Annotated in this window: 23 protein-coding genes and 1 other RNA gene; 14 read left to right on the top strand and 10 right to left on the bottom strand. The window is 60.8% G+C overall.

Features of this window, described 5'->3' with window-relative positions; translation table 11 throughout:
• Positions 1–8: 8 nt before the first annotated feature.
• From ssrS to C4J85_RS26160, 3 genes are all read right to left on the bottom strand, one after another.
• Positions 9–187, bottom strand: a non-coding RNA gene (gene ssrS, locus C4J85_RS26170) — 6S RNA.
• Between the two features lie 30 nt (positions 188–217).
• Positions 218–535: a cell division protein ZapA gene (locus C4J85_RS26165; protein WP_005792389.1), complete on the bottom strand. Its 318-nt coding sequence runs from the start codon at positions 533–535 to the stop codon at positions 218–220.
• Positions 532–741, bottom strand: coding sequence for a TIGR02449 family protein (locus C4J85_RS26160; RefSeq protein ID WP_003177365.1), 210 nt, complete (start codon positions 739–741; stop codon positions 532–534). The genes C4J85_RS26165 and C4J85_RS26160 overlap by 4 nt, the downstream gene beginning before the upstream one ends.
• A gap of 138 nt (positions 742–879) precedes the next feature.
• Here C4J85_RS26160 and C4J85_RS26155 point away from each other — a divergent pair, with 138 nt between their 5' ends.
• The 8 genes from C4J85_RS26155 (at position 880) to gcvH (ending at position 9945) form a co-directional block, all read left to right on the top strand.
• On the top strand, positions 880–1437 hold the full coding sequence (locus C4J85_RS26155; RefSeq protein WP_124411042.1) for a YecA family protein: 558 nt from the start codon (positions 880–882) through the stop codon (positions 1435–1437).
• A gap of 20 nt (positions 1438–1457) precedes the next feature.
• Positions 1458–2780 (top strand): Xaa-Pro aminopeptidase, encoded by a 1323-nt coding sequence (gene pepP, locus C4J85_RS26150; RefSeq protein ID WP_124411041.1) that lies wholly within the window; start codon positions 1458–1460, stop codon positions 2778–2780.
• Positions 2777–3964: a 2-octaprenyl-6-methoxyphenyl hydroxylase gene (ubiH, locus tag C4J85_RS26145; protein ID WP_124411040.1), complete on the top strand. Its 1188-nt coding sequence runs from the start codon at positions 2777–2779 to the stop codon at positions 3962–3964. Before pepP ends, ubiH begins: the two co-directional genes overlap by 4 nt.
• Before the next feature lie 61 nt (positions 3965–4025).
• Positions 4026–5243: a 2-octaprenyl-3-methyl-6-methoxy-1,4-benzoquinol hydroxylase gene (locus C4J85_RS26140; RefSeq protein WP_164487893.1), complete on the top strand. Its 1218-nt coding sequence runs from the start codon at positions 4026–4028 to the stop codon at positions 5241–5243.
• Positions 5244–5419: 176 nt separating this feature from the next.
• Positions 5420–6424: an extracellular solute-binding protein gene (locus C4J85_RS26135; protein ID WP_124368759.1), complete on the top strand. Its 1005-nt coding sequence runs from the start codon at positions 5420–5422 to the stop codon at positions 6422–6424.
• Positions 6425–6652: 228 nt separating this feature from the next.
• Entirely contained in the window at positions 6653–8269 is a 1617-nt protein-coding gene (locus C4J85_RS26130) for an iron ABC transporter permease (RefSeq protein ID WP_124411038.1), read from the top strand.
• Between the two features lie 156 nt (positions 8270–8425).
• Positions 8426–9508, top strand: coding sequence for a glycine cleavage system aminomethyltransferase GcvT (gene gcvT, locus C4J85_RS26125; RefSeq protein ID WP_124411037.1), 1083 nt, complete (start codon positions 8426–8428; stop codon positions 9506–9508).
• Between the two features lie 53 nt (positions 9509–9561).
• Entirely contained in the window at positions 9562–9945 is a 384-nt protein-coding gene (gene gcvH / locus C4J85_RS26120) for a glycine cleavage system protein GcvH (protein WP_124368756.1), read from the top strand.
• Positions 9946–9994: 49 nt separating this feature from the next.
• On the opposite strand, the gene C4J85_RS26115 is transcribed toward gcvH, so the two are convergent.
• From C4J85_RS26115 to C4J85_RS26090, 6 genes are all read right to left on the bottom strand, one after another.
• Positions 9995–11137, bottom strand: coding sequence for a DegT/DnrJ/EryC1/StrS aminotransferase family protein (locus C4J85_RS26115; RefSeq protein ID WP_124411036.1), 1143 nt, complete (start codon positions 11135–11137; stop codon positions 9995–9997).
• 163 nt (positions 11138–11300) lie between these two features.
• Positions 11301–11615: a DUF2388 domain-containing protein gene (locus C4J85_RS26110; protein ID WP_124364886.1), complete on the bottom strand. Its 315-nt coding sequence runs from the start codon at positions 11613–11615 to the stop codon at positions 11301–11303.
• Between the two features lie 68 nt (positions 11616–11683).
• Entirely contained in the window at positions 11684–12130 is a 447-nt protein-coding gene (locus tag C4J85_RS26105) for an NfeD family protein (protein WP_124411035.1), read from the bottom strand.
• Positions 12131–12140: 10 nt separating this feature from the next.
• The gene (locus tag C4J85_RS26100) at positions 12141–13061 is read right to left on the bottom strand and encodes an SPFH domain-containing protein (protein WP_124364884.1); all 921 of its coding nucleotides are present in this window, start codon (positions 13059–13061) and stop codon (positions 12141–12143) included.
• A gap of 77 nt (positions 13062–13138) precedes the next feature.
• The gene (locus C4J85_RS26095) at positions 13139–14824 is read right to left on the bottom strand and encodes a GspE/PulE family protein (protein ID WP_124411034.1); all 1686 of its coding nucleotides are present in this window, start codon (positions 14822–14824) and stop codon (positions 13139–13141) included.
• A gap of 81 nt (positions 14825–14905) precedes the next feature.
• Positions 14906–15244, bottom strand: coding sequence for a hypothetical protein (locus C4J85_RS26090; protein ID WP_124411033.1), 339 nt, complete (start codon positions 15242–15244; stop codon positions 14906–14908).
• Between the two features lie 127 nt (positions 15245–15371).
• Between C4J85_RS26090 and C4J85_RS26085 the strand changes: the two genes are divergently transcribed.
• The gene (locus C4J85_RS26085; RefSeq protein WP_124364881.1) at positions 15372–15842 is read left to right on the top strand and encodes an Lrp/AsnC family transcriptional regulator; all 471 of its coding nucleotides are present in this window, start codon (positions 15372–15374) and stop codon (positions 15840–15842) included.
• A 102-nt stretch (positions 15843–15944) separates the two neighbouring features.
• Here the strand turns inward: C4J85_RS26085 and C4J85_RS26080 are convergent, their stop codons facing one another.
• Positions 15945–17312: an inorganic triphosphatase gene (locus C4J85_RS26080; protein ID WP_124411032.1), complete on the bottom strand. Its 1368-nt coding sequence runs from the start codon at positions 17310–17312 to the stop codon at positions 15945–15947.
• A 157-nt stretch (positions 17313–17469) separates the two neighbouring features.
• Between C4J85_RS26080 and argE the strand changes: the two genes are divergently transcribed.
• From argE to ssuE, 5 genes are all read left to right on the top strand, one after another.
• Positions 17470–18618, top strand: coding sequence for an acetylornithine deacetylase (argE, locus tag C4J85_RS26075; protein WP_124411031.1), 1149 nt, complete (start codon positions 17470–17472; stop codon positions 18616–18618).
• A 136-nt stretch (positions 18619–18754) separates the two neighbouring features.
• Positions 18755–20053: an amino-acid N-acetyltransferase gene (gene argA / locus C4J85_RS26070; protein ID WP_124368750.1), complete on the top strand. Its 1299-nt coding sequence runs from the start codon at positions 18755–18757 to the stop codon at positions 20051–20053.
• 641 nt (positions 20054–20694) lie between these two features.
• Positions 20695–22068 (top strand): OprD family porin, encoded by a 1374-nt coding sequence (locus C4J85_RS26065; RefSeq protein ID WP_124372217.1) that lies wholly within the window; start codon positions 20695–20697, stop codon positions 22066–22068.
• A gap of 272 nt (positions 22069–22340) precedes the next feature.
• Positions 22341–22979, top strand: coding sequence for a peroxiredoxin (locus C4J85_RS26060; RefSeq protein WP_015886425.1), 639 nt, complete (start codon positions 22341–22343; stop codon positions 22977–22979).
• 307 nt (positions 22980–23286) lie between these two features.
• Positions 23287–23880, top strand: coding sequence for an NADPH-dependent FMN reductase (gene ssuE, locus C4J85_RS26055; protein WP_124364877.1), 594 nt, complete (start codon positions 23287–23289; stop codon positions 23878–23880).
• The last annotated feature ends 41 nt before the right edge of the window (positions 23881–23921 follow it).

Here is a 23921-nt window from a genome sequence, read left to right as displayed (position 1 = left end):
GGGAATTCAGGCTCCCCGACAGAACCGCTGTCGACTAAGCCCTTGAACCCGAAAGTTCAAGGTGGAAGAAGCAGTAGGCTTTAAGGCTTTCCGTCTAGCGGACATGCACACCAGCCCAACGTGCAACTTCCAGGGTAGTGCGAATCGGCTCCGGGACATCGCCGACTGGCAAGCACGCCAGGGAGTGGGGCGAGTATACCTTAAACAGACTCGGCAATCAGCCCTTGGGTGCGTCTGAATCGGTGGAAAGCACCAGATCAACGCGTTCGAGCAGGTCACGCACTTGCTCGCGGGTCGAGCCGCTGGCCTGCACGTCAGGGCGTTCCTGCTTATGCAACAGGTCGTGGGTAATGTTCAGCGCGGCCATCACGGCGATGCGGTCGGCGCCGATCACTTTGCCGCTGCTGCGGATTTCACGCATCTTGCCGTCCAGGTAGCGGGCAGCGCTCACCAGGTTGCTGCGCTCTTCCTGGGGGCAGATGATCGAATATTCTTTGTCGAGGATCTGCACGGTAACGCTATTGCTTGAACTCATGAGTCTTGCTCCAGGGCCTTCAGGCGCGAAATCATCGATTCGACCTTACGCCGGGCGATTTCGTTTTTTTCAATGAGGTGAGCGCGTTCCTCGCGCCAGGTTTTTTCCTGAGCTAGTAGGAGTCCGTTTTGACTCTTAAGTTGCTCGACTCGATCAATTAGCAGTTCGAGTCTGGCCATCAGCGCTTGCAGGTCGGTGTCTTCCATTGGGTTCCACTGGATTTGTCTGATGAATGGCAACTGCAGGATAAACGATCTGACGCCCTCGATAGTCTTGGTACGTCTGCCGGTGCTAGGATACAGCGCTCCATTCTAGACATTGCGCCGTCTGGCGCCTAGCTCACCATGCCCATTCAGAACTCCCCGTACGACGCTTTTTCCAAACTGCTGAGCACCAGCGGCCATTCTTGCTCGCCTGCCGAACTGCACGGCGTGCTGTTGGGCCGCAGCTGCACCGGTGTCGGCTTCGATGCCGACAACTGGCTGGCCGATGTGGCCGAGCTGCTGGAGAAAGAACCCGAAGAAAACGTGCGCAATGCGCTGATCGGCCTGCAAGAGATGGTCAAGGGCGAGCTGACCGGTGATGACGTCACCGTGGTCCTGCTGCTGCCCACCGACGATGCGCCGCTGGCCGAACGCGCCGCCGCGCTGGGCCAATGGTGCCAGGGTTTCCTCCACGGTTACGGCGTGAACGCCGGTGGCCTGGAGCTGAGCGACGACGCCAAGGAGGTGCTGCAGGACCTGGCCGCCATCTCCCAGGTGCAGGACGCCCTGGAAGAGTCCGAGGACGGCGAGGGCGACTACATGGAAGTCATGGAATACCTGCGCGTTGCGCCGTTGCTGCTGTTCACCGAGACCAAAAAGTCCGCTGAGCCTGCTTCGCCCAAGCCGTCGCTGCACTAAACGAGGAAGCCCATCTGCCCATGATCCATATCCCCAAAGCGGAATACACCCGTCGCCGCAAGGCGCTCATGGCGCAGATGGAACTCAACAGCATCGCGATCCTGCCGGCCGCCGCCGTGGCGATCCGCAATCGTGATGTGGAGCATGTCTACCGCCAGGACAGCGACTTCCAGTACCTGAGCGGTTTTCCCGAACCGCAAGCGGTGATCGTGCTGATGCCCGGTCGCCAGCATGGCGAGTACGTGCTGTTCTGCCGCGAACGCAATGCCGAACGCGAATTGTGGGATGGCCTGCGCGCCGGCACCGAAGGCGCGATCCGTGATTACGGGGCTGACGACGCGTTTCCCATCACCGACATCGACGACATCCTGCCCGGCCTGATCGAAGGCCGTGACCGGGTGTATTCAGCCATGGGCAGCAATGCCGAATTCGACCGGCACGTGATGGAGTGGATCAACGTGATCCGCTCCAAAGCGCACCTGGGCGCCCAGCCGCCGAACGAATTCGTTGCCCTGGATCATCTGCTGCACGACATGCGCCTGTATAAATCGGCGGCGGAAGTGAAGGTGATGCGCGAGGCGGCGCGGATTTCCTGCGCGGCCCATGTGCGGGCGATGCAGGCCAGCCGTGCCGGCCTGCACGAGTTCAGCCTGGAAGCCGAGTTGGATTATGAATTCCGCAAGGGCGGCGCGAAAATGCCGGCCTATGGCTCCATCGTCGCGTCCGGGCGTAACAGCTGCATCCTGCATTACCAGCAGAATGACGCGCTGCTCAGGGACGGTGACCTGGTGCTGATCGACGCCGGTTGCGAGATCGACTGCTACGCCAGTGACATCACCCGCACCTGGCCGGTCAATGGCAAGTTTTCGCCCGAGCAGAAGGCGATCTACGAAATTGTGCTGGCTTCCCAGGAAGCCGCCTTCAAGCAGATCGCGCCGAACAAGCATTGGAACCAGGCGCATGAGGCGACCGTGCAGGTCATCACTGCCGGGCTGGTCAAGCTGGGGTTGCTGCAAGGCGACGTTGACGAGTTGATCGCCAGCGAAGCCTACCGCGCCTTTTACATGCACCGCGCCGGCCACTGGCTGGGCATGGATGTGCATGACGTGGGCGAGTACAAAGTGGGCGGTGAATGGCGCGTGCTGGAAGTCGGCATGGCCTTGACCGTGGAGCCGGGGATCTATATTTCACCGGACAACCAGAACGTAGCGAAGAAGTGGCGTGGCATTGGCGTACGCATCGAGGACGACGTGATAGTGACCAAGCAAGGCTGTGAAATCCTGACCGGCGCGGTGCCCAAGACGGTGGCCGAGATCGAAGCACTGATGGCGGCTGCCCGATGAGCCGGGTCAACCTGGCGATCATCGGCGGCGGCCTGGTGGGCGCAAGCCTGGCCCTGGCGTTGCAGGCCGGGGCCAAGGCGCGCGGCTGGAAAATCGCACTGATCGAACCCTTCGCGCCGGGTGACAGCTATCAGCCGAGCTACGACGCGCGTTCTTCGGCGTTGTCATTCGGCGCTCGCCAGATTTATCAGCGCCTGGGCGTCTGGCAAGCGATTGCCCGGCGCGCGGAGCCGATCAAACAGATTCACGTGTCGGACCGCGGGCGTTTCTCTACCGCACGCTTGTCTGCCCTGGAAGAAGGCGTGCCGGCCCTGGGGTATGTGGTGGAAAACGCCTGGCTCGGCCAATGCCTGTGGCAAGGCCTGGACAAGGACGTGGTGAGCTGGCGCTGCCCGGCGGAAGTCACTCGCATGGAGCCGCTGCCCGATGGCTATCGCCTGACCCTCAATGACGAAACCGTACTGGAATGCGAGCTTGCGGTATTGGCCGATGGCGGTCGCTCCGGTCTGCGCGAGCAGCTTGGCATCGGCGTGAAAACCCGGCCCTACAACCAGAGCGCGCTGATCGCCAATATCACCCCGAGCGAAGCCCACAATGGCGAAGCGTTCGAGCGTTTCACCGATGAGGGGCCAATGGCCTTGCTGCCGCTGCCGGACAACCGCTGTGCGCTGGTCTGGACCCGCATCGGCATGGACGCCCAGCGCCTGGCCAACCTGGATGAGCGCAGCTTCCTGAGCGAATTGCAGGGCGTGTTCGGCTATCGCCTGGGCACCCTGAAACAAGTGGGCGCGCGGCATCTTTATCCGCTGACCCTGGTGGAAGCGGAAGAACAAGTGCGCTCGCACCTGGTGGTGCTCGGCAATGCCGCGCACAGCCTGCACCCGATCGCCGGGCAAGGTTTCAACCTGTCCCTGCGCGATGCCAATGCCCTGGCCGAAGCCTTGCTGGCCGGGCCGGCAGTGCCGGGTGACCTGGCGACACTGCAACGCTATCGCGAGCGCCAGCGCCTGGACCAGCAACTGACCGTGGGTTTCTCCGACCAGGTCACGCGCCTGTTCGGCAGCGGGCAACCGTTGGTGGCGCTGGGGCGCAACATGGGCCTGCTCGGCCTGGACCTGTTACCGCCGGCCAAACGCTGGTTCGCCCGCCAGGCCATGGGGCTGGGGGTGCGCTCCGATGTTTGAGCCGGCCCATCACTTTATTGGCGGCCTGTGCCGCACACGAGACAAGGCTTAAAGCATGGACATGCGCGCAGATGTGCTGATTGTCGGGGCCGGAATGGTCGGAAGCGCCCTGGCGCTGGCGTTGCAGGGCAGTGGCCTGCAGGTGTTGCTGCTTGACGGCAGCCCGCTGAGCGTCAAGCCGTTCGAGCCTGCAGCGGCGTTTGAACCGCGGGTGAGCGCGTTATCCGCCGCCAGCCAGCGCATTCTGGAGCGCCTTGGCGTGTGGGACGGCATCGTCCAGCGCCGCGCCAGCCCGTATGGTGAGATGCACGTGTGGGACGGCAGCGGCACCGGGCAGATCCACTTTTCGGCAGCCAGCGTACATGCCGAGGTGCTGGGGCATATCGTCGAGAACCGTGTGGTCCAGGATGCCTTGCTGGACCGCTTGCATGATTGCGACCTGGGGCTGCTGGCCACTGCGCGCCTGGAGCAGATGCGTCGCTCTGGAGATGACTGGCTGCTGACCCTGGCCGATGGGCGCAAGCTGCGCGCGCCGCTGGTGGTCGCCGCCGACGGCGCCAACTCGGCGGTGCGCCGCCTGACCGGCACTCCCACCCGTGAATGGGATTACCTGCATAACGCCATCGTGACCAGCGTGCGCAGCAGCCAGCCGCACCGGCGCACGGCGTGGCAACGCTTCACCGATACCGGCCCGCTGGCGTTTTTGCCGCTGGTGCGCGATGGGCAAGAGGATTGGTGCTCGATTGTGTGGTCGACCACGCCGGCGGAGTCCGAGCGCCTGATGGCCCTGGACGATGAACGCTTTTGTGGTGAACTGGAGCGCGCCTTTGAAGGGCGCCTCGGCAACGTGATCAGCGCCGACCCGCGCGTCTGCGTGCCGTTGCGTCAGCGCCACGCCAAACGCTATGTGGCCGAAGGCCTTGCATTGATTGGCGATGCGGCCCACGTCATCCACCCGTTGGCGGGGCAGGGCGTGAACCTGGGATTTCTCGATGCCGCGGTGCTGGCTGAAGTGCTGCTGGCGGCCAACGAACGCAGTGAACGTCTGGCGGATGTGAAGGTGCTGAGCCGCTACGAGCGGCGGCGCATGCCGCATAACCTGGCGCTGATGGCGGCAATGGAGGGCTTCGAGCGCTTGTTCCAGGCCGATCAACTGCCGTTGCGCTGGCTGCGCAATGCCGGTTTGAAAATGGTCGACCAGTTGCCCGAAGCCAAGGCATTGTTTGTACGCCAGGCCCTGGGCTTGACCGGCGACCTTCCGGAACTCGCCAAACTGTGAACTGAAATGCGGCACCCTGTGGGAGGGGCGGTGCGACGATTCGACTTGCCCCCGATGAGGCCATCAGCCCTCACGCATACCTCCGACCGTGCAACATCTGGTAACGCCTCCAGCAAGCGGTACCAAATGTGAGTCCTTATCATTTGCGCTCTTTTTGCAAATGAGCGACCGCACCCATGTTGGCACCCAAGCGCCTCCTGACTGCCCTGGCACTCACCCTGATCGGCAGCACCGTCGTGCAGGCCGCCGACGAAGTGGTGGTGTACTCCTCGCGCATCGACGAACTGATCAAGCCGGTGTTCGACGCCTACACCCGCAAGACCGGTGTACAGGTCAAATTCATCACCGATAAGGAAGCGCCGCTGATGCAGCGCATCAAGGCCGAAGGCGAAAACGCCACCGCCGACCTGCTGCTCACCGTCGACGCCGGCAACCTCTGGCAGGCCGAGCAGATGGGCATCCTGCAGCCGTTCACCTCCGAGGTGATCGACAAGAACATTCCGTTGCAATACCGTTCTTCGGCCCACGCCTGGACCGGCTTGAGCCTGCGCGCGCGGACCATCGCCTATTCCACCGACCGGGTAAAACCGGGCGACCTGACCACCTACGAAGCCCTGGCCGACAAACAGTGGGAAGGCCGGCTGTGCCTGCGCACGGCGAAAAAGGTCTACAACCAGTCACTGACCGCCACGTTGATCGAAACCCATGGCGCGAGCAAGACTGAAGAAATCGTCAAAGGCTGGGTGAATAACCTGTCCACCGACGTATTCTCCGACGATATTGCGGTGCTGGAGGCGATCAATGCCGGGCAATGCGATGTGGGTATCGTCAACACGTACTACTACGGTCGCCTGCACAAGCAGAAGCCGGACCTGGCGGTGAAGCTGTTCTGGCCGAACCAGGGCGACCGTGGCGTGCATGTGAACCTGTCGGGCATTGGCCTGACCAAGCACGCACCACACCCGGCGGCGGCCAAGGCCCTGGTGGAGTGGATGACCACGCCCGAGGCGCAGCAGATTTTCGCCGATGTGAACCAGGAGTTCCCCGCCAACCCAGCGGTAGCGCCGTCGGCGGAGGTGGCGAGCTGGGGCAAATTCGTGGCCGACACCTTGCCGGTGGAAGTGGCGGGCAAGCGTCAGGCCGAGGCTATCCGCTTGATGGATCGCGCCGGCTGGAACTGATTTTGTAAATCGCCGCAGATCAAAAAATGTGGGAGGGGGGCTGATTCACCGCCATGCCACTGTAGGAGCGAGCTTGCTCGCGAAAAACGTTCAGGCAACGCGTTCATTCTGGATAAACGCGGGGGCCCTGAGTTCTTCGCGAGCAAGCTCGCTCCTACAAAAAGCCTTAACAGGCTGTAGGGCACGTCCCCTCCACAGTGTTGTGTTCACCCTCCAGAGAATTAAGCCTTGGCCCATCCCGCCCAACGCCGCTGGTACCTGCCGGTCTTCAGCGTCGCCGCCCTGGTGCTGCTGCCGCTGAGCGTGCTGTTGCTGTCCTGGCAAAGCGTCGACGCCCAGATCTGGTCCCACCTCTGGGACACCCAGATGCCACGTTTACTGGGTAACACCTTGACCCTGGTGCTCGGCGTCGGCTTTGGCGTGACGTTGCTGGGCGTAAGCCTGGCCTGGCTGACCAGCCTCTGCGAATTCCCCGGCCGCCGCTGGTTGGACTGGGCACTGATGCTGCCCTTTGCCATTCCGGCCTACGTGTTGGCGTTCGTGTTCGTGGGACTGCTGGATTTTGCGGGCCCCGTGCAAACCCTGCTGCGCGACGTGTTCGGCGCCGGGCTGCGCCTGCCGCGTGTGCGCTCCACCAGCGGCGTGATCATCGTATTGGTGCTGGTGTTCTACCCCTATGTCTACCTGCTGGCGCGCTCTGCATTCCTGGCCCAGGGCAAGGGCTTGATGGAAGCGGCGCGGGTGCTGGGCCAGTCGCCCTGGCAAGCGTTCTGGCGCGTGGCGCTGCCCATGGCGCGTCCGGCGATTGGGGCGGGTGTCGCCCTGGCCTTGATGGAAACCCTGGCGGATTTCGGTGCGGTCTCGGTGTTCAATTTCGACACGTTCACCACCGCCATCTATAAAACCTGGTACGGCTTTTTCAGCCTGTCCAGCGCAGCCCAACTCGCCAGCCTGTTGCTGCTGGTGGTGATGCTGGTGCTGTATGGCGAACGGCGCGCCCGTGGAGCAAGCCGGCCCAGCAACGAGCGCCCGCGAGGCAAGGCGTTGTATCACCTGCGTGGGTTCAAGGCGGCAGCGGCCAGTGGCTGGTGTGGCTTGGTGTTCGCCTGCGCGTTTGTGATCCCGGTGCTGCAACTGGTGGTGTGGTTCTGGCAGCGTGGCCGGTTCGACCTGGATGAGCGCTACACCGGCCTGATCCTGCACACCCTGTATCTGGGCGCGATTGCGGCGCTGATCACCGTCGGCGTGGCGCTGATACTGGCGTTCGCCAACCGTCTTGCGCCGACTCGGGCGATTCGCTCCGGCATCAGCCTGGCCAATGTCGGTTATGCCTTGCCCGGATCGGTGCTGGCGGTGTCGATCATGCTCGCCTTCAGCTACCTGGACCGCGAACTGGTGGTGCCGCTGTCGGGCTGGCTGGGCGGTACGGGCAAACCGTTGCTGCTGGGCAGCCTCTCGGCGCTGGTGCTCGCCTATCTGGTGCGGTTCCTGGCGGTGGCCTACGGGCCGCTGGAAAACAGCCTGGCGCGTATCCGTCCGTCGTTGCCCGAGGCCGCACGAAGTCTGGGGGTGAGCGGCCCACAACTGTTTTGCAAGGTGTATCTGCCACTGTTGCTGCCCGGCACCCTGAGCGCGGCGCTGCTGGTGTTCGTCGATGTGCTCAAGGAAATGCCCGCCACCTTGCTGATGCGCCCGTTTGGCTGGGACACCCTGGCGGTGCGGATCTTTGAAATGACCAGTGAAGGGGAATGGGCGCGGGCCTCGCTGCCGGCGCTGACCCTGGTACTGGTTGGGTTGTTGCCGGTCGTCGGGCTGATCCGACGCTCCGCACGACAAATCGGTTAGGTGCCAGTCCTACAGCTTGCGGCTACAATGCGCGGCATTCGGTGTGCCGCGTCTTTCGAGGCGGGTTGCCACAGGTGTCTGCAGGCCTTGTCATCCAAGGCGCTCGGCACTGGCGGCAACTCTGCGCACCTTCGCCAAGCCCGGAAGGAGAAACCCATGGGACAGCGTACGCCTCTGTATGACCTGCATCTCGCCCTCGGCGCGAAAATGGTCGATTTTGGCGGTTGGGATATGCCTTTGCATTACGGCTCGCAAGTTGAGGAGCACCATCAGGTGCGGCGCGACTGCGGGGTGTTCGATGTATCTCATATGACCGTGATCGATGTCAGCGGCCTTCAGGCCAAGGAATGGCTCCAGCACTTGCTGGCCAATGACGTCGATCGATTGCACGGCTGCGGCCGCGCGTTGTACAGCGCCATGCTCAACGAGCAGGGCGGGGTAGTGGACGACATGATCGTCTACCGTACCGAAACCGGTTACCGGCTGGTGGTCAACGCCGCCACCCGTGACCAGGACATGGCCTGGATGCAGGCGCAACTGGGCAGATATCAAGTGCAGCTGCAGGAGCGCCCCGAGCTGGCCATGCTCGCCATTCAAGGTCCCTATGCGCGGCACAAGATCGCCGAATTGGTGACCCAGTCCCGTGGCACCCTGATCCATCAGCTCGAGCCCTTCGAAGGCCAGGCCGACGGCGACTGGTTTATTGCCCGCACCGGTTACACCGGCGAAGACGGCCTGGAAATTGTCCTGCCTGCAGACCAGGCGCCGGGTTTTTTCAACGATCTGGTGGGCGCCGGTATTTCCCCCATCGGCCTCGGTGCCCGCGACACCCTGCGCCTGGAAGCCGGCATGAACCTGTATGGCCAGGATATCCACCAGCAGGTATCACCCCTGGCCGCCAACATGGCTTGGAGCATCGCCTGGGAGCCCGCCGGGCGAAATTTCATCGGCCGCGCCGCGCTGGAGGCGGAAAAGGCTGCCGGGGTGCAATTCAAATTAGTGGGACTGGTCCTGGAAGAACGGGGGGTTCTGCGCGCTCACCAGGTGGTTCGTATCGCCAATGTTGGCGAAGGAGAGATCACCAGTGGTAGTTTCTCACCTACGCTGAGCAAATCCATTGCCCTGGCGCGCGTACCGACGGCGACTGCCGACCGGGCCGAAGTGGAAATCCGCGGCAAGTGGTACCCGGTGCGAGTGGTCAAGCCGACCTTCGTACGCCATGGCAAAACCCTGATCTAACTATTTTCCGGCAGGCCTATGGCCGCTGACATTTCTTCTTGAGGACACAGACTATGAGCAATATCCCTGCCGACCTGCGTTTTGCCGAAAGTCATGAGTGGGCCCGTCTGGAAGCCGACGGCACCGTGACCGTCGGGATCTCCGACCATGCTCAGGAAGCCTTGGGTGATGTGGTGTTTGTTGAACTGGCTGAGGTTGGTGCCACTTTTGAAGCGCAAGGCCAGGCGGGTGTGGTTGAGTCGGTGAAAGCCGCTTCGGATATCTACTCGCCGGTTGCTGGCGAGGTGATTGCGGTCAACGAAGAGTTGAGCGGTAGTCCTGAGCTGCTGAACTCTGACCCGTATGGCGCCTGGATCTTCAAGCTCAAGCCAAGCAACTCGGCTGATCTGGAAAAACTGCTCGACGCTGCCGGCTACAAAGCCGCTATCGGCGAGTAAACGCAAAACCCAATGTGGGAGGGGGTTTGCCCCCTCCCACATTATGTGATCAGCTTGCTTTCAGTACTGCTTTGACCGCCGCCACAGCCCGCTCTACATCCGCCTTCGTCATCGCCGTAAACATCGGCAACGACACGATCAGACGCCCAACACGCTCCGCCACCGGGAACATGCCTTCCTTGAACCCTTGTGCCCGATACAGGCTCAGCAGGTGGATCGGCGGGTAGTGATAACCGATGCCGACGCCGTGGGCCTGCATCCGCTCCATAAAGGTGGCGCGGGCAGGCAAACCGTCCTGACGCTCCGGCAATACCAGCTGGAACAGGTGCCAGTTGCTGTTTTCGAAGTCGGCAGGCGGCAGTTGCGCGCCGTACACTTGTTCAAAATCACTGCCGAAGCATTCGAAGTAATGCCGAGCCAGGTTCTGGCGATGGGCGGTGATCTTCTCGATATGCGCAAACTGCCCCAGGCCAATGGCGGCGGCGATATCGGTCATGTTGAATTTGCCACCCAACACGTCCACATCCAAGCCATCAAAACCGCTGCGGGTCACGCCTTGCAGGCGGTATTTCTCGGCCAGACGGGCCTCTTCGGCGTTGTTGAGCACCAGGCAGCCGCCTTCGGATGAGGTGATGTTCTTGTTTGCCTGGAAACTGAACGACACAAAGTCGCCGGTAGCGCCGATGCGTTGCCCGTCCCAACTGGAACCCAGGGCCTGGGCGGCGTCCTCGATGATGCGCAGGTTGTACTTGTTGGCCAGCGCGTAAAGCATCGGCATGTCCAGGGGCAAGCCGGCCAGATAGACCGGGATGATCGCCTTGGTGCGCGGGGTTATCGCGGCTTCGACTTGGGCCAGGTCGATGTTGCGGGTCACCGGGTCAATATCGGCGAATACCGGAGTGGCGCCTACCTCCAGAATAACGTTGGCCGTGGCAACCCAGGAAATCGGTGTGGTAATGACTTCATCCCCAGGCCCGATACCGGCGATGCGCAGGGCAATCTCCATGGTGCAGGTGCCGGAGTTGAAAGTGCGTACCGGCCGGCCGCCGAAATACTCCGACAGCTGCGCTTCGAACGCCTGCACCTTCGGTCCGCTGGTGATCCAGCCCGAGCGCAGCACATCGCCGACCGCCGAGATGGTGGCTTCATCAATGGTAGGTTTGGAAAACGGCAGGAAGGGCTGTTGGCTCATGACGAAGAGGGCATCCGTTTCAGGTAGGCGATGAGTAATGGACGTGTCAGCCCTGCATGGTTGCATGGCTCGACTGAATATAGCCTGTCGCCCGTGAATGATTCGTCACGCTCCAGGCAAAAAAATGCCGCTTGAAAAAGCGGCATTTTTTAACGTGCAGGTATTACTCGGTTACAGCGTTCTTCGCGAGGATGGCGTTGGCCAGTTCCATATCCGTGGCTTGCAGGCCAGGGTTATCAGCACGGACCTTCTGCATGGCCGCTTCCAGATACGGGCCGCGAATGCCGCCGTTGCTGGCGACGAAGCTGCCGGCGTCGTCCTGGGCGGCGACTACCAGCTTGTGGTCCTTGAAGGTCAGGTAAGTCGAGCCGGTGGTTGCGCCCGACGAGATGACATTACGCCAGAAGCTATCGGCCATGGCTGAGCCGACAGGGAGGGAGAGCACAGCGAGGGTTGCGACAGCATATTTAAGACGCATGATGGGTGACTCCGGTGGGTTATCTGTACATTTTGATTGTAGTTAACCTGATCCAGTTCCATCACTGACTAAACAGTTTCAACCTTTAAAACCACCCCATCCTGGCCAACCACGCGCACTTGAGCGCCTACGGGCGCATCGGCACCGGTGACCATCCATACGCCATCGCCGACTTTAGCCTTGCCCCTGCCATCCACGATCGCCTGATGCACCACGAAGGTGCGTCCGATCAACTCTGAACCGCGCTCATTCAAGCCGGGTTGATCGCTGGCCTTGGCGCCGCTGCGTTGGCGTTTCCACCAGTACACGGCCGTCAATATTGACAACAGGGCGAACAGCAGCAGTTGCCACTCAAGTCCCAGGGGCGGGACGATAAACTTGATCACTCCCACGGCGGCTGCGGCGATACCCATCCACAACAGGTAGCCTCCCGCGCCGAACACCTCGAGAATCAACAACACGGTGCCCAGCGCCAGCCAGTCCCAGAACGAAAGGTGCTGCAGGAAATCCCACATGATGGAGACCTCAGCCTTTCTTGTTGTCGAAAGCCGCTTTGACGATCTCGCCGATACCGCCCACGGCACCGATCACCTGGCTGGCTTCCAGCGGCATCAGGATCACCTTGCTGTTGTTGGCCGACGCCAGCTTGCCCAGAGCATCGATATATTTCTGCGCGACGAAGTAGTTCACCGCCTGCACGTTACCGGATGCGATCGCTTCCGATACCACCTGGGTCGCCCGGGCTTCAGCCTCGGCCTGGCGCTCACGCGCTTCGGACTCAAGGAAGGCGGCCTGGCGGCTACCCTCGGCCTCGAGGATCTGCGCCTGTTTCTTGCCCTCGGCGGTGAGGATCGCCGAGGCTCGCAGGCCTTCGGCTTCGAGGATCTGCGCACGCTTGATCCGCTCGGCTTTCATCTGGCCGGACATGGCCGCCATCAGGTCGGCAGGCGGGCTGATGTCCTTGATTTCGATACGGGTGATCTTGATGCCCCACGGCGCCGTGGCTTCGTCGACGGTGCGCAGCAGTTTTTCATTGATACCGTCGCGCTGGCTCAGCATCGCATCCAGCTCCATGGAGCCAAGCACCGTACGGATATTGGTTTGCAGCAAATTGCGGATGGCATGCTCGAGGTTGTTCACCTCGTACGCGGCCTGGGCCGTGTTCACCACTTGGAAGAAGCACACGGCGTCGATCTGTACGGTGGCGTTGTCGGCGGTAATCACTTCCTGGGGAGGAATATCCAGCACGCTTTCCATCACGTTGATCTTGCGGCCGATGCGGTCCATGACCGGGATGATGATGTTGAGGCCGGGCTTGAGGGTGTTGGTATAGCGGCCGAAACGTTCGACTGTCCACTGGTAGCCCTGGGGCACCACTTTGAAACCCATGAACAGGATGGCAATGGCCAACCCCACGAAAAGAAGCAGTACGGTGCCGATCTGCATAGCGATTCCCTATCTGATGATGTCGGTGACATGACGTTCGGTCGAGTGTAACGGTCTCGTCACGGATAAGGACGGTTTCAGTGCCCAACAAACAAAGGATTTGTTTCTGAATCCCCAGGGGTCACCCTCAGGACTTCCGCCATCGTCGTCAGCCCGGCCTTCACCTTTTGCAGGCCGGCCATGCGCAGGCTGTGCATGCCTTGCCCGAGAGCCGCACGGCGCAAGGCCTGCACGTCCGCGCCAGGGGTGATCAGCGCCTTGAGGGTTTCGTCCACCGTCATGATTTCATAGAGCCCGGCTCTGCCCCGATAACCACTGTCGCGGCATTCCACGCAGCCGGCGGCTTCGTAGGCGTCGGCCACGGCGCGTTTGCAATGGGAGCACAGCACACGCACCAAGCGTTGCGCCATGACGCCTATCAGCGTCGCCTTGATCAAATAATGAGCGATCCCCAGTTCCTGCAAGCGGCTGATCGCGCTCGGCGCATCGTTGGTATGCAGCGTCGACAGCACCAGGTGCCCGGTCAGCGCAGCCTGGATCGCCATTTCGGCGGTTTCCTGGTCGCGAATCTCGCCGATCATGATGATGTCCGGGTCCTGGCGCAGTAGCGCGCGGATACCGCTGGCGAAGGTCAGGTCGATGTTGTGCTGGACCTGCATCTGATTGAACGCCGGTTCGACCATCTCGATGGGGTCCTCCACCGTGCACAGGTTGACCTCCCGGCTCGCCAGTTGCTTGAGGGTGGCGTAAAGCGTGCTGGTCTTGCCCGAGCCGGTCGGGCCGGTGACCAGGATGATGCCGTGGGCCTGTCGGCTCATGGCCTGCCAGCGCTGTTGATCTTCGGCAGACAAGCCCAACTGGTCGAAATCCTTGAGCAGCACCTGGGGATCAAAAATGCGCATGACCAGCTTCTCGCCAAAAGCGGTGGGCAAGGTCGAAAGGCGCAGTTCCACTTCAGCCCCCGCCGGGGTTTTCATCTTGATGCGCCCATCCTGGGGTTTGCGCTTCTCTGCCACGTTCATACGGCCAAGGCTTTTCAGGCGGCTGACGACAGCGGTGGTGACCTGCGGCGGAAATTGGTAGACGTCATGCAACAGGCCATCGATGCGAAAGCGCACACGACCCTGTTCGCGGCAGGGCTCTATATGAATATCGCTCGCCCGCTGACCAAAGGCGTACTGCAGCAGCCAGTCGACGATATTGACGATATGCGCGTCATCGGCGTGCGGCTCCTTATCGCTGGCGCCGAGGTTGAGCAGGTCGGCATTGCCGGGCGCTGCCATTTTTTGATCAGCCCCACTGACCGATTTGGCCAACCGATAGAACTCGCTGATACAGCGCTGGATCGCCTGGGGATTGGCCACCACGCGCTTGATCGTGCGTTTGAGTACTTGGGAAAGCCCGGCCTCCCAGCCGCTGACATGGGGTTGAGCGCTGGCGACGGTAACGCTGCGCGCATCTACGGCGACTGCGAGGATGGCGTGGCGCTGGGCAAAGGCATGGGACATCAGCGGCACCACCGTCGCGACGTCGATCTTCAGCGGGTCAATGCGCAGATAAGGTTGCTCGACCTGCCGGGCCAGCCATTGGGTTAACGTTTCCAGGCACGGTCCCTCTGCGGCGATACGCTCCAGGGGATGCTGGGCGCTGGTGGGCGCGGACGACAACCGTTGCGCCGTTTCTGCCGTGATCAGCTGCTGCTCGAGCAATGCAGGCAGCAGTTGATGCAGTTCCAAAGGGCGATCTGGAAGGGCGGCGGACATGAGGGTTTCCTGGTGGGCGTCGGGTGTAATCCCAGGCTAGCCAGCTTCTGAAAATCCTCCTTGTGCGTGTATTGCAGGTTTTTACCGCGACGTTGCGGCCACGGCTTGAAGCCGCGCGCAGTCGGCCGGGCGCAGTTCCAGGGAACACACGCTGATCAGGTTTCGAATCTTTTCACCGATCACCTGGGCGCGGTGCCAGCTCAGGCCGTCCATCATGATGTCGATGCGCAGCAGGTCGTCTTCCCTGTTCACGCTCACCTGATTGGGCGTGAGAAATTGCAGCGCGAAGTAATTCAGCACTCGACACAGTACGTCCGGCTCCGCCTCCGCGACGATTCGATAATGCGCCTCGCAGTGAAGGCTATCGACGGCCCATGCATCGGCGCGGGTAACAGAGTGAGCGGTTTCGACGGCGTGCATGCTGATTCTCCAAATTCGACTGAAGAAATTTTTACACGCAGCGGCTGAGATTTCTTATCTAAAATCCAACAGATTGGCAGATAATCGAATCAATCAATTCAACCTAATCAACTTATAAGGTATTTCTATGCAAAGCGAACTGGACGCTTATGACCGTCGTATCCTGGCCCTGCTCCAAGAGGACGCTTCGCTCTCCAGCGCACAGATCGCCGAGCAGGTCGGCCTCTCGCAGTCACCATGCTGGCGGCGTATTCAGCGGCTCAAGGAGGATGGCGTGATCCGTGGCCAGGTCACCTTGCTGGACCGCAAGAAAATCGGCCTCAACACGCAGATTTTCGCCGAGGTCAAACTCAACGCCCATGGTCGGTCCAACTTCACCGAGTTTACCGAGGCGATTCGTGGCTTTCCGGAAGTGCTGGAGTGTTATGTGCTGATGGGCGCGGTGGATTTTCTGTTGCGCATTGTTGCGTCGGATATCGAGGCGTACGAGCGATTTTTCTTCGACAAGTTGTCGATGGTGCCGGGGATTCAGGAGGTTAATTCGATTGTGGCTCTGTCTGAGATCAAGTCCACCACCAGCCTGCCAGTATTGCGCTAGCAGGTTCGGCCCTATCGGGAGCAAGCCCCCTCCCACAGTTGACCGAGTTCCTACTTTGGAATGCAGTTATATGTGGGAGGGGGCTTGCCCCCGATGGCGATATTACAGACGCAGCAAAGTCTTCCAGGCACGATTCTGATAAACCGCAATCGCCTGGTGCATCCGCGCATCCAGCGACTCATCGGTAATCGGCTGGTTAGCCAGGTGCGCCAGCTTGTTCAGCTCGCCGTACAAACGGTCCAGTTCCGGAATGTCCACCACCTGACGGGCATGGTGCAGCCAGGCCTGGATGCGTTCGATACGCGGCAGTTGCTCGGCCAGGTCTTCCGGTTGCTGCTGGTAGCGCGGCAGTTGCAGGGCAACGGCGTCGTCGGCCAGCAGGCGTGGTAGCCAGTTGGTGATTTGCGCAGCGCCCTGGCGGTTGCCGCGCACGTTACGCTCGGCGGTCCAGGTGCGGGCCAGCAGCCAGCGCGAGGTGTTCAGGGAGAACAGGCCCCAGCGTACGTCCTGCAGCTCTTCAACGAACTGCTCCGGCGCGGCTTTGCGGATGTCTTCATCGTCGTCACCGGCCTGGACCAGCGGGCGCCAGTCTTCCAGCAACGCATCCAGGACACTGCGCAATTCGCTGGTGGATTGACGCGGCGCGGCCTGGCCGAGGCTGCCGATCAGCGCGCGCAATTCACCGAGGGTCTCGACCCAGTCCTGCAGCAAGCGCCAGTGGCCATTGAAACGATATTGTTCGGCCAGGCGCTGGCTGCTGCCCAGCAAGTGCCACATGATTGCGGCGAAAGCATCGTCCAATGGCATTTCTGCGTGGATCTGCGGTGCCGGCAGGCTCAAGGAATAGCTGCTGGCGTCGTACAGGCGATAGCCACGTTCGGCCTTGCTGATGTCACAAGGCATCAGCGCCAGGGTCGCGGCCAGTTCGGCGGCCAGTTCCAGCAGGGCAGCCGGTTCGCCTTCGCGCAGTTCCAGTTCCAGCTCGCAGATTTCTTCCTTCTGCTTGCCGACCACCACGTGGCCCAGGTCCAGGGCGGCTTCGATCACTACCTTGGCCTTGCCGCGACCCCAGGCGATTTCAGCGCGCTCGCGCACGAAGTCGGTGGTGAAGATCGGCTTGAGGGTCTTTTTGTCCAGCTCGGCCAGTTGCTCGGGCCAGCATTCGCCGTCGAGCTTCTTCACATCGAGCTTGGCTTTGGGCAGGTCCCAGTTGTATTCGTTACGTTCCGACAAACCGGCGACGCTCTGACCACGGGTCTTGAGGGTCTGGATGATGTCGTCACCGTCCTTGCGCAAGCGCAGGGCCACCTTGGCCTGGGCCAGGTCGCGCTCGGGGGTGTCGAAGTACTGGTTCATCAACTCACGGCGTTCCCAGCCACTTTTGTTGCGTTTTTTCAGTAGCGGGTGCTCACGCAGCGCGGCGAGTGTTTCGCGGCTGACACGGAGCTTGATTTCGGTTTCTTTCTGCATGGCCGGAAAATCCAGGATCGGGAGCGCAGCCGGGGAAAAGTGTGGCTGCCAAGGTCGTGCAGTGTACAGGACTGAGCCCGGCAACGTGCCGCAACGGTTTATTGTGTCGTGCAGATGGCTCTATAGTGGGGTTCATCCGGGAAGTTGGAGACCGCGCATGCCGTTACCGTCCATGAAAGAGCAGTTCGCCGCGTTGATTGCCGCGCCGTCGGTCAGTTGCACCCAGGCGTCCCTCGACCAGACCAATCGCCCGGTGATCGACCTGCTCGCCACCTGGCTGGGCGACCTGGGCTTCTCCATCGACATCCAGCAGGTCAGCCCTGGCAAGTTCAACCTGTTGGCAAGTTTCGGCAGTGGCCCCGGTGGCCTGGTGCTGGCTGGTCATAGCGACACGGTGCCCTACGACGCGGCACTGTGGAAAACCGACCCGCTCAAGCTGACGGAAGTCGACGGCCGCTGGGTAGGATTGGGCAGTTGCGACATGAAGGGTTTTTTTGCGCTGGCGATTGAAGCGGTGCTGCCGCTGCTGGACCAACCGTTCAAGCAACCGCTGCTGATCCTCGCCACCTGCGATGAAGAAAGCTCCATGTCCGGTGCCCGCGCACTGGCCGAGGCGGGGCGGCCGCTGGGCCGGGCGGCGGTGATCGGCGAACCGACCGGCCTCAAGCCGATCCGCCTGCACAAAGGCGTGATGATGGAACGCATCGACATCCTAGGGCGCAGCGGCCATTCGTCGGACCCAAGCCTTGGTCACAGTGCCCTTGAAGCCATGCACGACGCCATCGGCGAACTGCGCGGCCTGCGCCTTGCCTGGCAGCGCGAATACCGCAACCCGCAGTTCAGCGTGCCGCAGCCGACCCTGAACTTCGGCTGCATCCATGGCGGCGACAACCCCAACCGCATCTGTGGCCAATGCTCCCTGGAGTTCGACCTGCGCCCCCTGCCGGGCATGGACCCTGCGGTGCTGCGCGCCGCCATCCGGCAAAAACTCGAGCCCCTGGCCGAGCGGCATAAGGTCAAGATCGATTACGCGCCGCTGTTCCCGGAAGTACCGCCCTTCGAGCAGCCGGAAGACGCCGAGTTGGTGAGGGTGGCGGAACGTTTGACCGGCCACCGTGCCGAAGCAGTGGCGTTCGGCACCGAAGCGCCTTATCTTCAGCGCCTTGGTTGCGAAACCCTGGTGCTCGGCCCTGGCGATATCGCCTGTGCGCACCAGCCGGGTGAATACCTCGAAATGTCACGCTTGACGCCTACAGTGCGTCTATTGCGGGAACTGATCGAACATTACTGCCTGAAACCTGCATAAATTAACCCCTGCCTGTTCGTACATAGAAAGGAGAGTGAGCGTGTCGCCAAGCCTGTTCCGACGATAACCATCAGCCCGCTGTGCGCTTTCACGATTGATCCTTTTTTGGCTGCTTTTTATTACAGGCCCAGGTGTTATGCCCGACTACGTTAATTGGCTTCGTCACGCTTCGCCCTACATCAACGCCCACCGCGACTGCACCTTTGTGGTCATGCTGCCTGGCGATGGGGTGGAGCACCCGAACTTCGGCAATATCGTCCACGACCTGGTGCTGCTGCACAGCCTGGGTGTGCGACTGGTGCTGGTGCACGGCTCGCGTCCGCAGATTGAAGCGCGCCTTGAAGCGCGCGGCCTTACCCCGGCTTATCACGAAGGTTTGCGCATTACCGATGCGGCAACGCTCGAGTGCGTGATCGACGCGGTGGGGCAGTTGCGTATTGCCATCGAAGCGCGCCTGTCCATGGACATGGCGTCATCGCCCATGCAGGGCTCGCGCCTGCGGGTGGCCAGCGGCAACTTGGTGACCGCGCGGCCAATCGGTGTGCTCGAAGGCGTGGACTATCACCACACCGGCGAAGTGCGCCGGGTCGACCGCAAGGGCATCAACCGGCTGTTGGACGAGCGCTCCATCGTACTGCTGTCGCCGTTGGGTTATTCGCCCACCGGTGAGATTTTCAACCTGGCCTGCGAAGACGTTGCCACCCGTGCCGCCATCGACCTGGGCGCCGACAAATTGCTGCTGTTTGGTGCCGACCTGGGCCTGATCGATGAAAACGGCCGACTGGTGCGTGAGTTGCGTCCGCAGCAAGTGCCGGCGCACCTGCAGCGCCTGGGCAGCAACTATCAGGCCGAGCTGCTCGATGCCGCCGCCGAAGCCTGTCGTGGTGGGGTGGGGCGCAGCCATATTGTCAGCTACGTCGAAGACGGCGCCTTGCTCACCGAACTGTTCACCCGCGACGGCGGCGGTACGCTGGTCGCCCAGGAGCAATTCGAACTGGTGCGCGAAGCGGCGATTGAAGACGTCGGCGGTTTGCTCGACCTGATCAGCCCGCTGGAAGAGCAGGGCATCCTGGTGCGTCGTTCCCGGGAAGTGCTCGAGCGCGAGATCGAGCAGTTCAGCGTGGTCGAGCGTGAAGGCATGATCATTGCCTGCGCGGCGTTGTATCAGATCGCCGATTCGGATGCGGGTGAGTTGGCGTGCCTGGCGGTGAACCCGGAATACCGCCATGGCGCACGCGGCGATGTGTTGCTCGAGCGCATCGAGACCCGTGCCCGGGCCCAGGGCCTGAAGACCTTGTTTGTCCTCACCACCCGCACCGCCCACTGGTTCCGTGAGCGCGGCTTTGTGCCAAGCAGCGTGGACCGCCTGCCGTCGGCGCGAGCGTCGCTGTACAACTATCAGCGCAACTCGAAAATTTTCGAGAAGGCCCTGTAAACCTAATCCACCAAAACACACACGTATCCAAATGTGGGAGGGGGCTTGCCCCCGGTAGCAGTGGGTCAGTTAACTGATAAGTCGCTGACAGACCGCAATCGGGAGCAAGCCCCTCCCACATTTGAGCCCTGCGCCTTCAAAAACTTTACCAAGGCTTCAGAAGCCTTCATCTGTGCCGATACGATAAAAAGGCCGTCGCGTTGAAACCAAAAGAAACTAATCCCGATACAAAAACTGTAACAAATTGACGGGAGGATGTGCCTTTGGCCATGATGGCGTCGCCTTTTTGATCGTGGGTGACGTATGCAGCAGAACGTCAACACTAAGCGATCTAAAAAAGCGCTGATAAATACCCTTTAGGAATTAGCTTATGGGATGGTCTGTATAGCCTGACCAGCCCGGTGCGTGAATGCGCTTATTCCTGAATCGTATGAAAAAGAATGAAACAATTCTTTTTGGGTGTATGAAAAACTCATTACCCTGCAGGGACCAAATCAACTGCGGTTAGACGAAGGTAGTAGGCACGCAAGGTTAGGATTGACTTGGTGGTCACTATCTGGCGCTAATCGCGCATCTGTGGATCGAGGGCGTCAGACCCGAGACCAAAGAAATACAAAAATTAGAAATGAGAGGAGCGGTACATGAAGAAGTCCACCTTGGCTGTGGCTGTAGCGTTGGGCGCCATCGCCCAGCAAGCAGGCGCTGCCGGTTTCATCGAAGACAGTAAAGTAACGCTGGGTCTGCGTAACTTCTACATCAACACCGACAACCGCGACTCGGCCGCTGGTACTGCAGCCAACAAGCGTGCCGGTGTGCAAAACAAGCAGGAAGAATGGGGCCAGGGCTTCGACCTGCGCTTCATCTCCGGTTACACCCAAGGCACCGTAGGCTTCGGTCTCGACGCTATCGGCCTGCTGGGTGTTCGCCTGGATTCCGGCGGCGGCACCAACGGCGCCACGGCGAGCTCCTACGGTGGCACCGTGTTCCCGAGCAAGTCCAATGGCGAAGCCGTTGATAACTACTCGAGCCTGGGCCTGACCGCCAAAGCCAAGATCTCCCAGACTGAACTGAAGCTCGGTACGCTGCAGCCAAAACTGCCGGTCATCGTGACCAACGACGGTCGTCTGCTGCCGCAGACCTTCCAGGGTGGCCAGATCACCAGTAACGATGTCTACAAAGACCTGACGCTGGTTGCCGGCCAGATCGAAAAAGCCAAGGGCCGTAACTCCAGCAACGTCGACAACCTGTCGATCGCTGGCGCCAACTCCCGTGGTGCAAGCTGGCGTGACAGCAACAAGTTCTACTACGCCGGTGGTGACTACAAGATCACCAAGGACCTGACTGCCCAGTACTACTACGGCAATCTGGAAGACTTCTACAAGCAGCACTTCCTGGGCCTGACCCATAACTGGGCCATCGGTCCTGGCGTACTGAAGTCTGACCTGCGTTATTTCAACAGCTCGGATGACGGCAAGAACGGCCACGAGTCGGCTTACTTCTCCTCGGGCAACTACAGCGGCGTGAACTCCGGTCGTGGCAAGGTCGATAACAACCTGTACAGCGGCCTGTTCCTGTACACCGTTGCCGGTCATACCTTCGGTGGTGGTTACCAGGTCAGCAACGGCAGCAGCGACTTCCCTTGGTTGAACCAGGGTGACGGCTCGTCGGCTTACCTGACCACTGACATGCAAATCGCCAAGTTCGCCCGTGCTGGCGAACGTACCTGGCAAGCTCGCTACTCCTACGACTTCGCCAAGGTTGGCGTGCCTGGCTTGACCGCCGGTGTCGTGTACCTCAAAGGCACCGACATCGATACCGTCAACGGTAGCCGTGCCGAGTTCACCGGCCAGTCCGAGTGGGAACGTGACATTACGGTGGCGTACGTTGTTCCAGAAGGCGTGTTCAAGAACGTCGGCGTTGCCTGGAAAAACGCTATGTGGCGCAACGATGTTGCTGCCGCGCGCGATCAGGACGAAAACCGTGTAATCGTCAGCTACACCTACGCGTTCAAGTAACTGCTTAAAGCCTTGCCCGGCGCAATGCCGGGCAAGGTGTGTTGCTTTCAAGTCGGGCTCAACCCCCGCAAGCCCTTCCTGAAGTCCCTCTTGGTACAGCGTCTCAAGGCCTTCTCGAACCTTGAAAACGATGTTGATCCTCGTCTGCTCCGAAGTCCAATGAACAGATTTTTATATTCCTTTATCGTCTAGATAAATCGATATTTATTCTTTTTAAAATCTTCCCAAACCCTGCACAGTGGGCTCCATAAGCACTCATCAGGAGCCCCACCATGAGCCTAAGACTGGGCGACATCGCCCCCGACTTCGAACAGGATTCCAGCGCCGGCAAGATTCGTTTCCACGAATGGCTGGGCGATAGCTGGGGTGTGCTGTTCTCTCACCCGGCGGACTTTACCCCGGTGTGCACCACCGAACTGGGCTTCACCGCCAAACTCAAGGATGAATTCGCCCAGCGCGGCGTCAAGGCCATCGCCTTGTCGGTTGACCCGGTGGATTCGCACCACAAGTGGATCGAAGACATCAACGAAACCCAGAACACCGTGGTCAATTTCCCGATCCTGGCCGATGCCGACCGCAAGGTCTCGGACCTCTACGATCTGATCCACCCCAATGCCAGCGACACCCTCACCGTGCGCTCCCTGTTCGTGATCGACCCGAACAAGAAAATCCGCCTGACCATTACCTACCCGGCCAGCACCGGTCGTAACTTCCACGAAATCCTGCGGGTGATCGACTCGCTGCAGTTGACCGACAACCACAAGGTCGCCACCCCGGCCAACTGGCAGGACGGCGATGAGGTGGTGATCGTGCCGTCGCTCAAGGATGAGGAAGAGATCAAGAAACGCTTTCCCAAGGGCTATAGGGCGGTGAAGCCGTACCTGCGGCTGACCCCGCAACCCAATCGTTAACACAGGACCCATGTGGGAGGGGGCTTGCTCCCGATTGCGGTGGGTCAGTCAATGCACTTGTTACTGAAAGACCGCTATCGGGAGCAAGCCCCCTCCCACATTTTCACCGTTCACATAGCAGGGGGTTTTCAGGCCGTTTCGACGGCCTTTTTTTTCGCCTGGCGATCTGTTTATCCCATATGTTTTTATGGAATAAACAAATGAATAAATAAGATTTAAAGATATATAAATCTACTGCTAAGGTCTGTTCCATCTTGGCGCCATCGTCACACAGCGAACCGCCGACACTTGCTCAAGGAATACTTGCATGCTGGTCGTAACACTTGGAGGCAGTCCCAGTCAGCGTTCCCGCTCCGGGGTCTTGCTGGAGAAAACCCGTCAATGGCTGCAGGACCAGGGCGTGGAAGTGGTGAGTTACCAGATCCGCGACTTTCCGGCCGAAGACCTGCTGCACGCACGGTTCGACAGCCCCAAGGTCATCGACCTGTTGCAGCAAGTGGCGAATGCCGATGGTCTGGTGATCGCCACGCCGGTGTACAAGGCGTCGTTCTCCGGTGCATTGAAGACGGTACTTGACCTGCTGCCTGAGCGCGCCCTGGCCCACAAGGTGGTCTTGCCAATGGCCACCGGTGGCAGCATCGCGCACATGCTGGCGGTGGATTACGCCCTTAAACCCGTGTTGTCGGCGCTCAAAGCGCAGGAATTGCTGCATGGGATCTTTGCCGAAGACAGCCAGATCGCCTACGGCGAAGGCAGTGCCCAGGCGCAATTGGTGCCCGTGCTCGAGCAGCGCTTGCACGAAGCCCTGGAGCAGTTCTACAGCGCCATGGCCCGCCGCCCGAAACCGCTCGACCCGCATGTACTGAATGAACGTTTGTTGAGTGCTCGCTGGAGCATTTAAGCCTTACCCGACATCTGGAAACACTCACCTTACTCAGCCGC

Origin of the sequence: Pseudomonas sp. R4-34-07, from assembly GCF_003852375.1 — a bacterium.
Lineage (GTDB): Bacteria > Pseudomonadota > Gammaproteobacteria > Pseudomonadales > Pseudomonadaceae > Aquipseudomonas.
This window is presented reverse-complemented; position numbering and strand designations above follow the sequence as displayed.

What these genes read in the sequence shown, in the direction of transcription:
- C4J85_RS26100 (WP_124364884.1), bottom strand. Translation starts at nt 13,061, where the DNA reads ATGCAGATCGGCACCGTACTGCTTCTTTTCGTGGGGTTGGCCATTGCC.
- C4J85_RS26140 (WP_164487893.1), top strand. Translation starts at nt 4,026, where the DNA reads ATGCGCGCAGATGTGCTGATTGTCGGGGCCGGAATGGTCGGAAGCGCC.
- C4J85_RS26090 (WP_124411033.1), bottom strand. Translation starts at nt 15,244, where the DNA reads ATGCACGCCGTCGAAACCGCTCACTCTGTTACCCGCGCCGATGCATGG.
- gcvT (WP_124411037.1), top strand. Translation starts at nt 8,426, where the DNA reads ATGGGACAGCGTACGCCTCTGTATGACCTGCATCTCGCCCTCGGCGCG.
- pepP (WP_124411041.1), top strand. Translation starts at nt 1,458, where the DNA reads ATGATCCATATCCCCAAAGCGGAATACACCCGTCGCCGCAAGGCGCTC.
- gcvH (WP_124368756.1), top strand. Translation starts at nt 9,562, where the DNA reads ATGAGCAATATCCCTGCCGACCTGCGTTTTGCCGAAAGTCATGAGTGG.
- C4J85_RS26155 (WP_124411042.1), top strand. Translation starts at nt 880, where the DNA reads ATGCCCATTCAGAACTCCCCGTACGACGCTTTTTCCAAACTGCTGAGC.
- C4J85_RS26105 (WP_124411035.1), bottom strand. Translation starts at nt 12,130, where the DNA reads ATGTGGGATTTCCTGCAGCACCTTTCGTTCTGGGACTGGCTGGCGCTG.
- ssuE (WP_124364877.1), top strand. Translation starts at nt 23,287, where the DNA reads ATGCTGGTCGTAACACTTGGAGGCAGTCCCAGTCAGCGTTCCCGCTCC.
- C4J85_RS26095 (WP_124411034.1), bottom strand. Translation starts at nt 14,824, where the DNA reads ATGTCCGCCGCCCTTCCAGATCGCCCTTTGGAACTGCATCAACTGCTG.
- C4J85_RS26065 (WP_124372217.1), top strand. Translation starts at nt 20,695, where the DNA reads ATGAAGAAGTCCACCTTGGCTGTGGCTGTAGCGTTGGGCGCCATCGCC.
- argA (WP_124368750.1), top strand. Translation starts at nt 18,755, where the DNA reads ATGCCCGACTACGTTAATTGGCTTCGTCACGCTTCGCCCTACATCAAC.
- C4J85_RS26110 (WP_124364886.1), bottom strand. Translation starts at nt 11,615, where the DNA reads ATGCGTCTTAAATATGCTGTCGCAACCCTCGCTGTGCTCTCCCTCCCT.
- C4J85_RS26060 (WP_015886425.1), top strand. Translation starts at nt 22,341, where the DNA reads ATGAGCCTAAGACTGGGCGACATCGCCCCCGACTTCGAACAGGATTCC.
- C4J85_RS26085 (WP_124364881.1), top strand. Translation starts at nt 15,372, where the DNA reads ATGCAAAGCGAACTGGACGCTTATGACCGTCGTATCCTGGCCCTGCTC.
- C4J85_RS26160 (WP_003177365.1), bottom strand. Translation starts at nt 741, where the DNA reads ATGGAAGACACCGACCTGCAAGCGCTGATGGCCAGACTCGAACTGCTA.
- ubiH (WP_124411040.1), top strand. Translation starts at nt 2,777, where the DNA reads ATGAGCCGGGTCAACCTGGCGATCATCGGCGGCGGCCTGGTGGGCGCA.
- C4J85_RS26115 (WP_124411036.1), bottom strand. Translation starts at nt 11,137, where the DNA reads ATGAGCCAACAGCCCTTCCTGCCGTTTTCCAAACCTACCATTGATGAA.
- C4J85_RS26080 (WP_124411032.1), bottom strand. Translation starts at nt 17,312, where the DNA reads ATGCAGAAAGAAACCGAAATCAAGCTCCGTGTCAGCCGCGAAACACTC.
- C4J85_RS26135 (WP_124368759.1), top strand. Translation starts at nt 5,420, where the DNA reads ATGTTGGCACCCAAGCGCCTCCTGACTGCCCTGGCACTCACCCTGATC.
- C4J85_RS26165 (WP_005792389.1), bottom strand. Translation starts at nt 535, where the DNA reads ATGAGTTCAAGCAATAGCGTTACCGTGCAGATCCTCGACAAAGAATAT.
- argE (WP_124411031.1), top strand. Translation starts at nt 17,470, where the DNA reads ATGCCGTTACCGTCCATGAAAGAGCAGTTCGCCGCGTTGATTGCCGCG.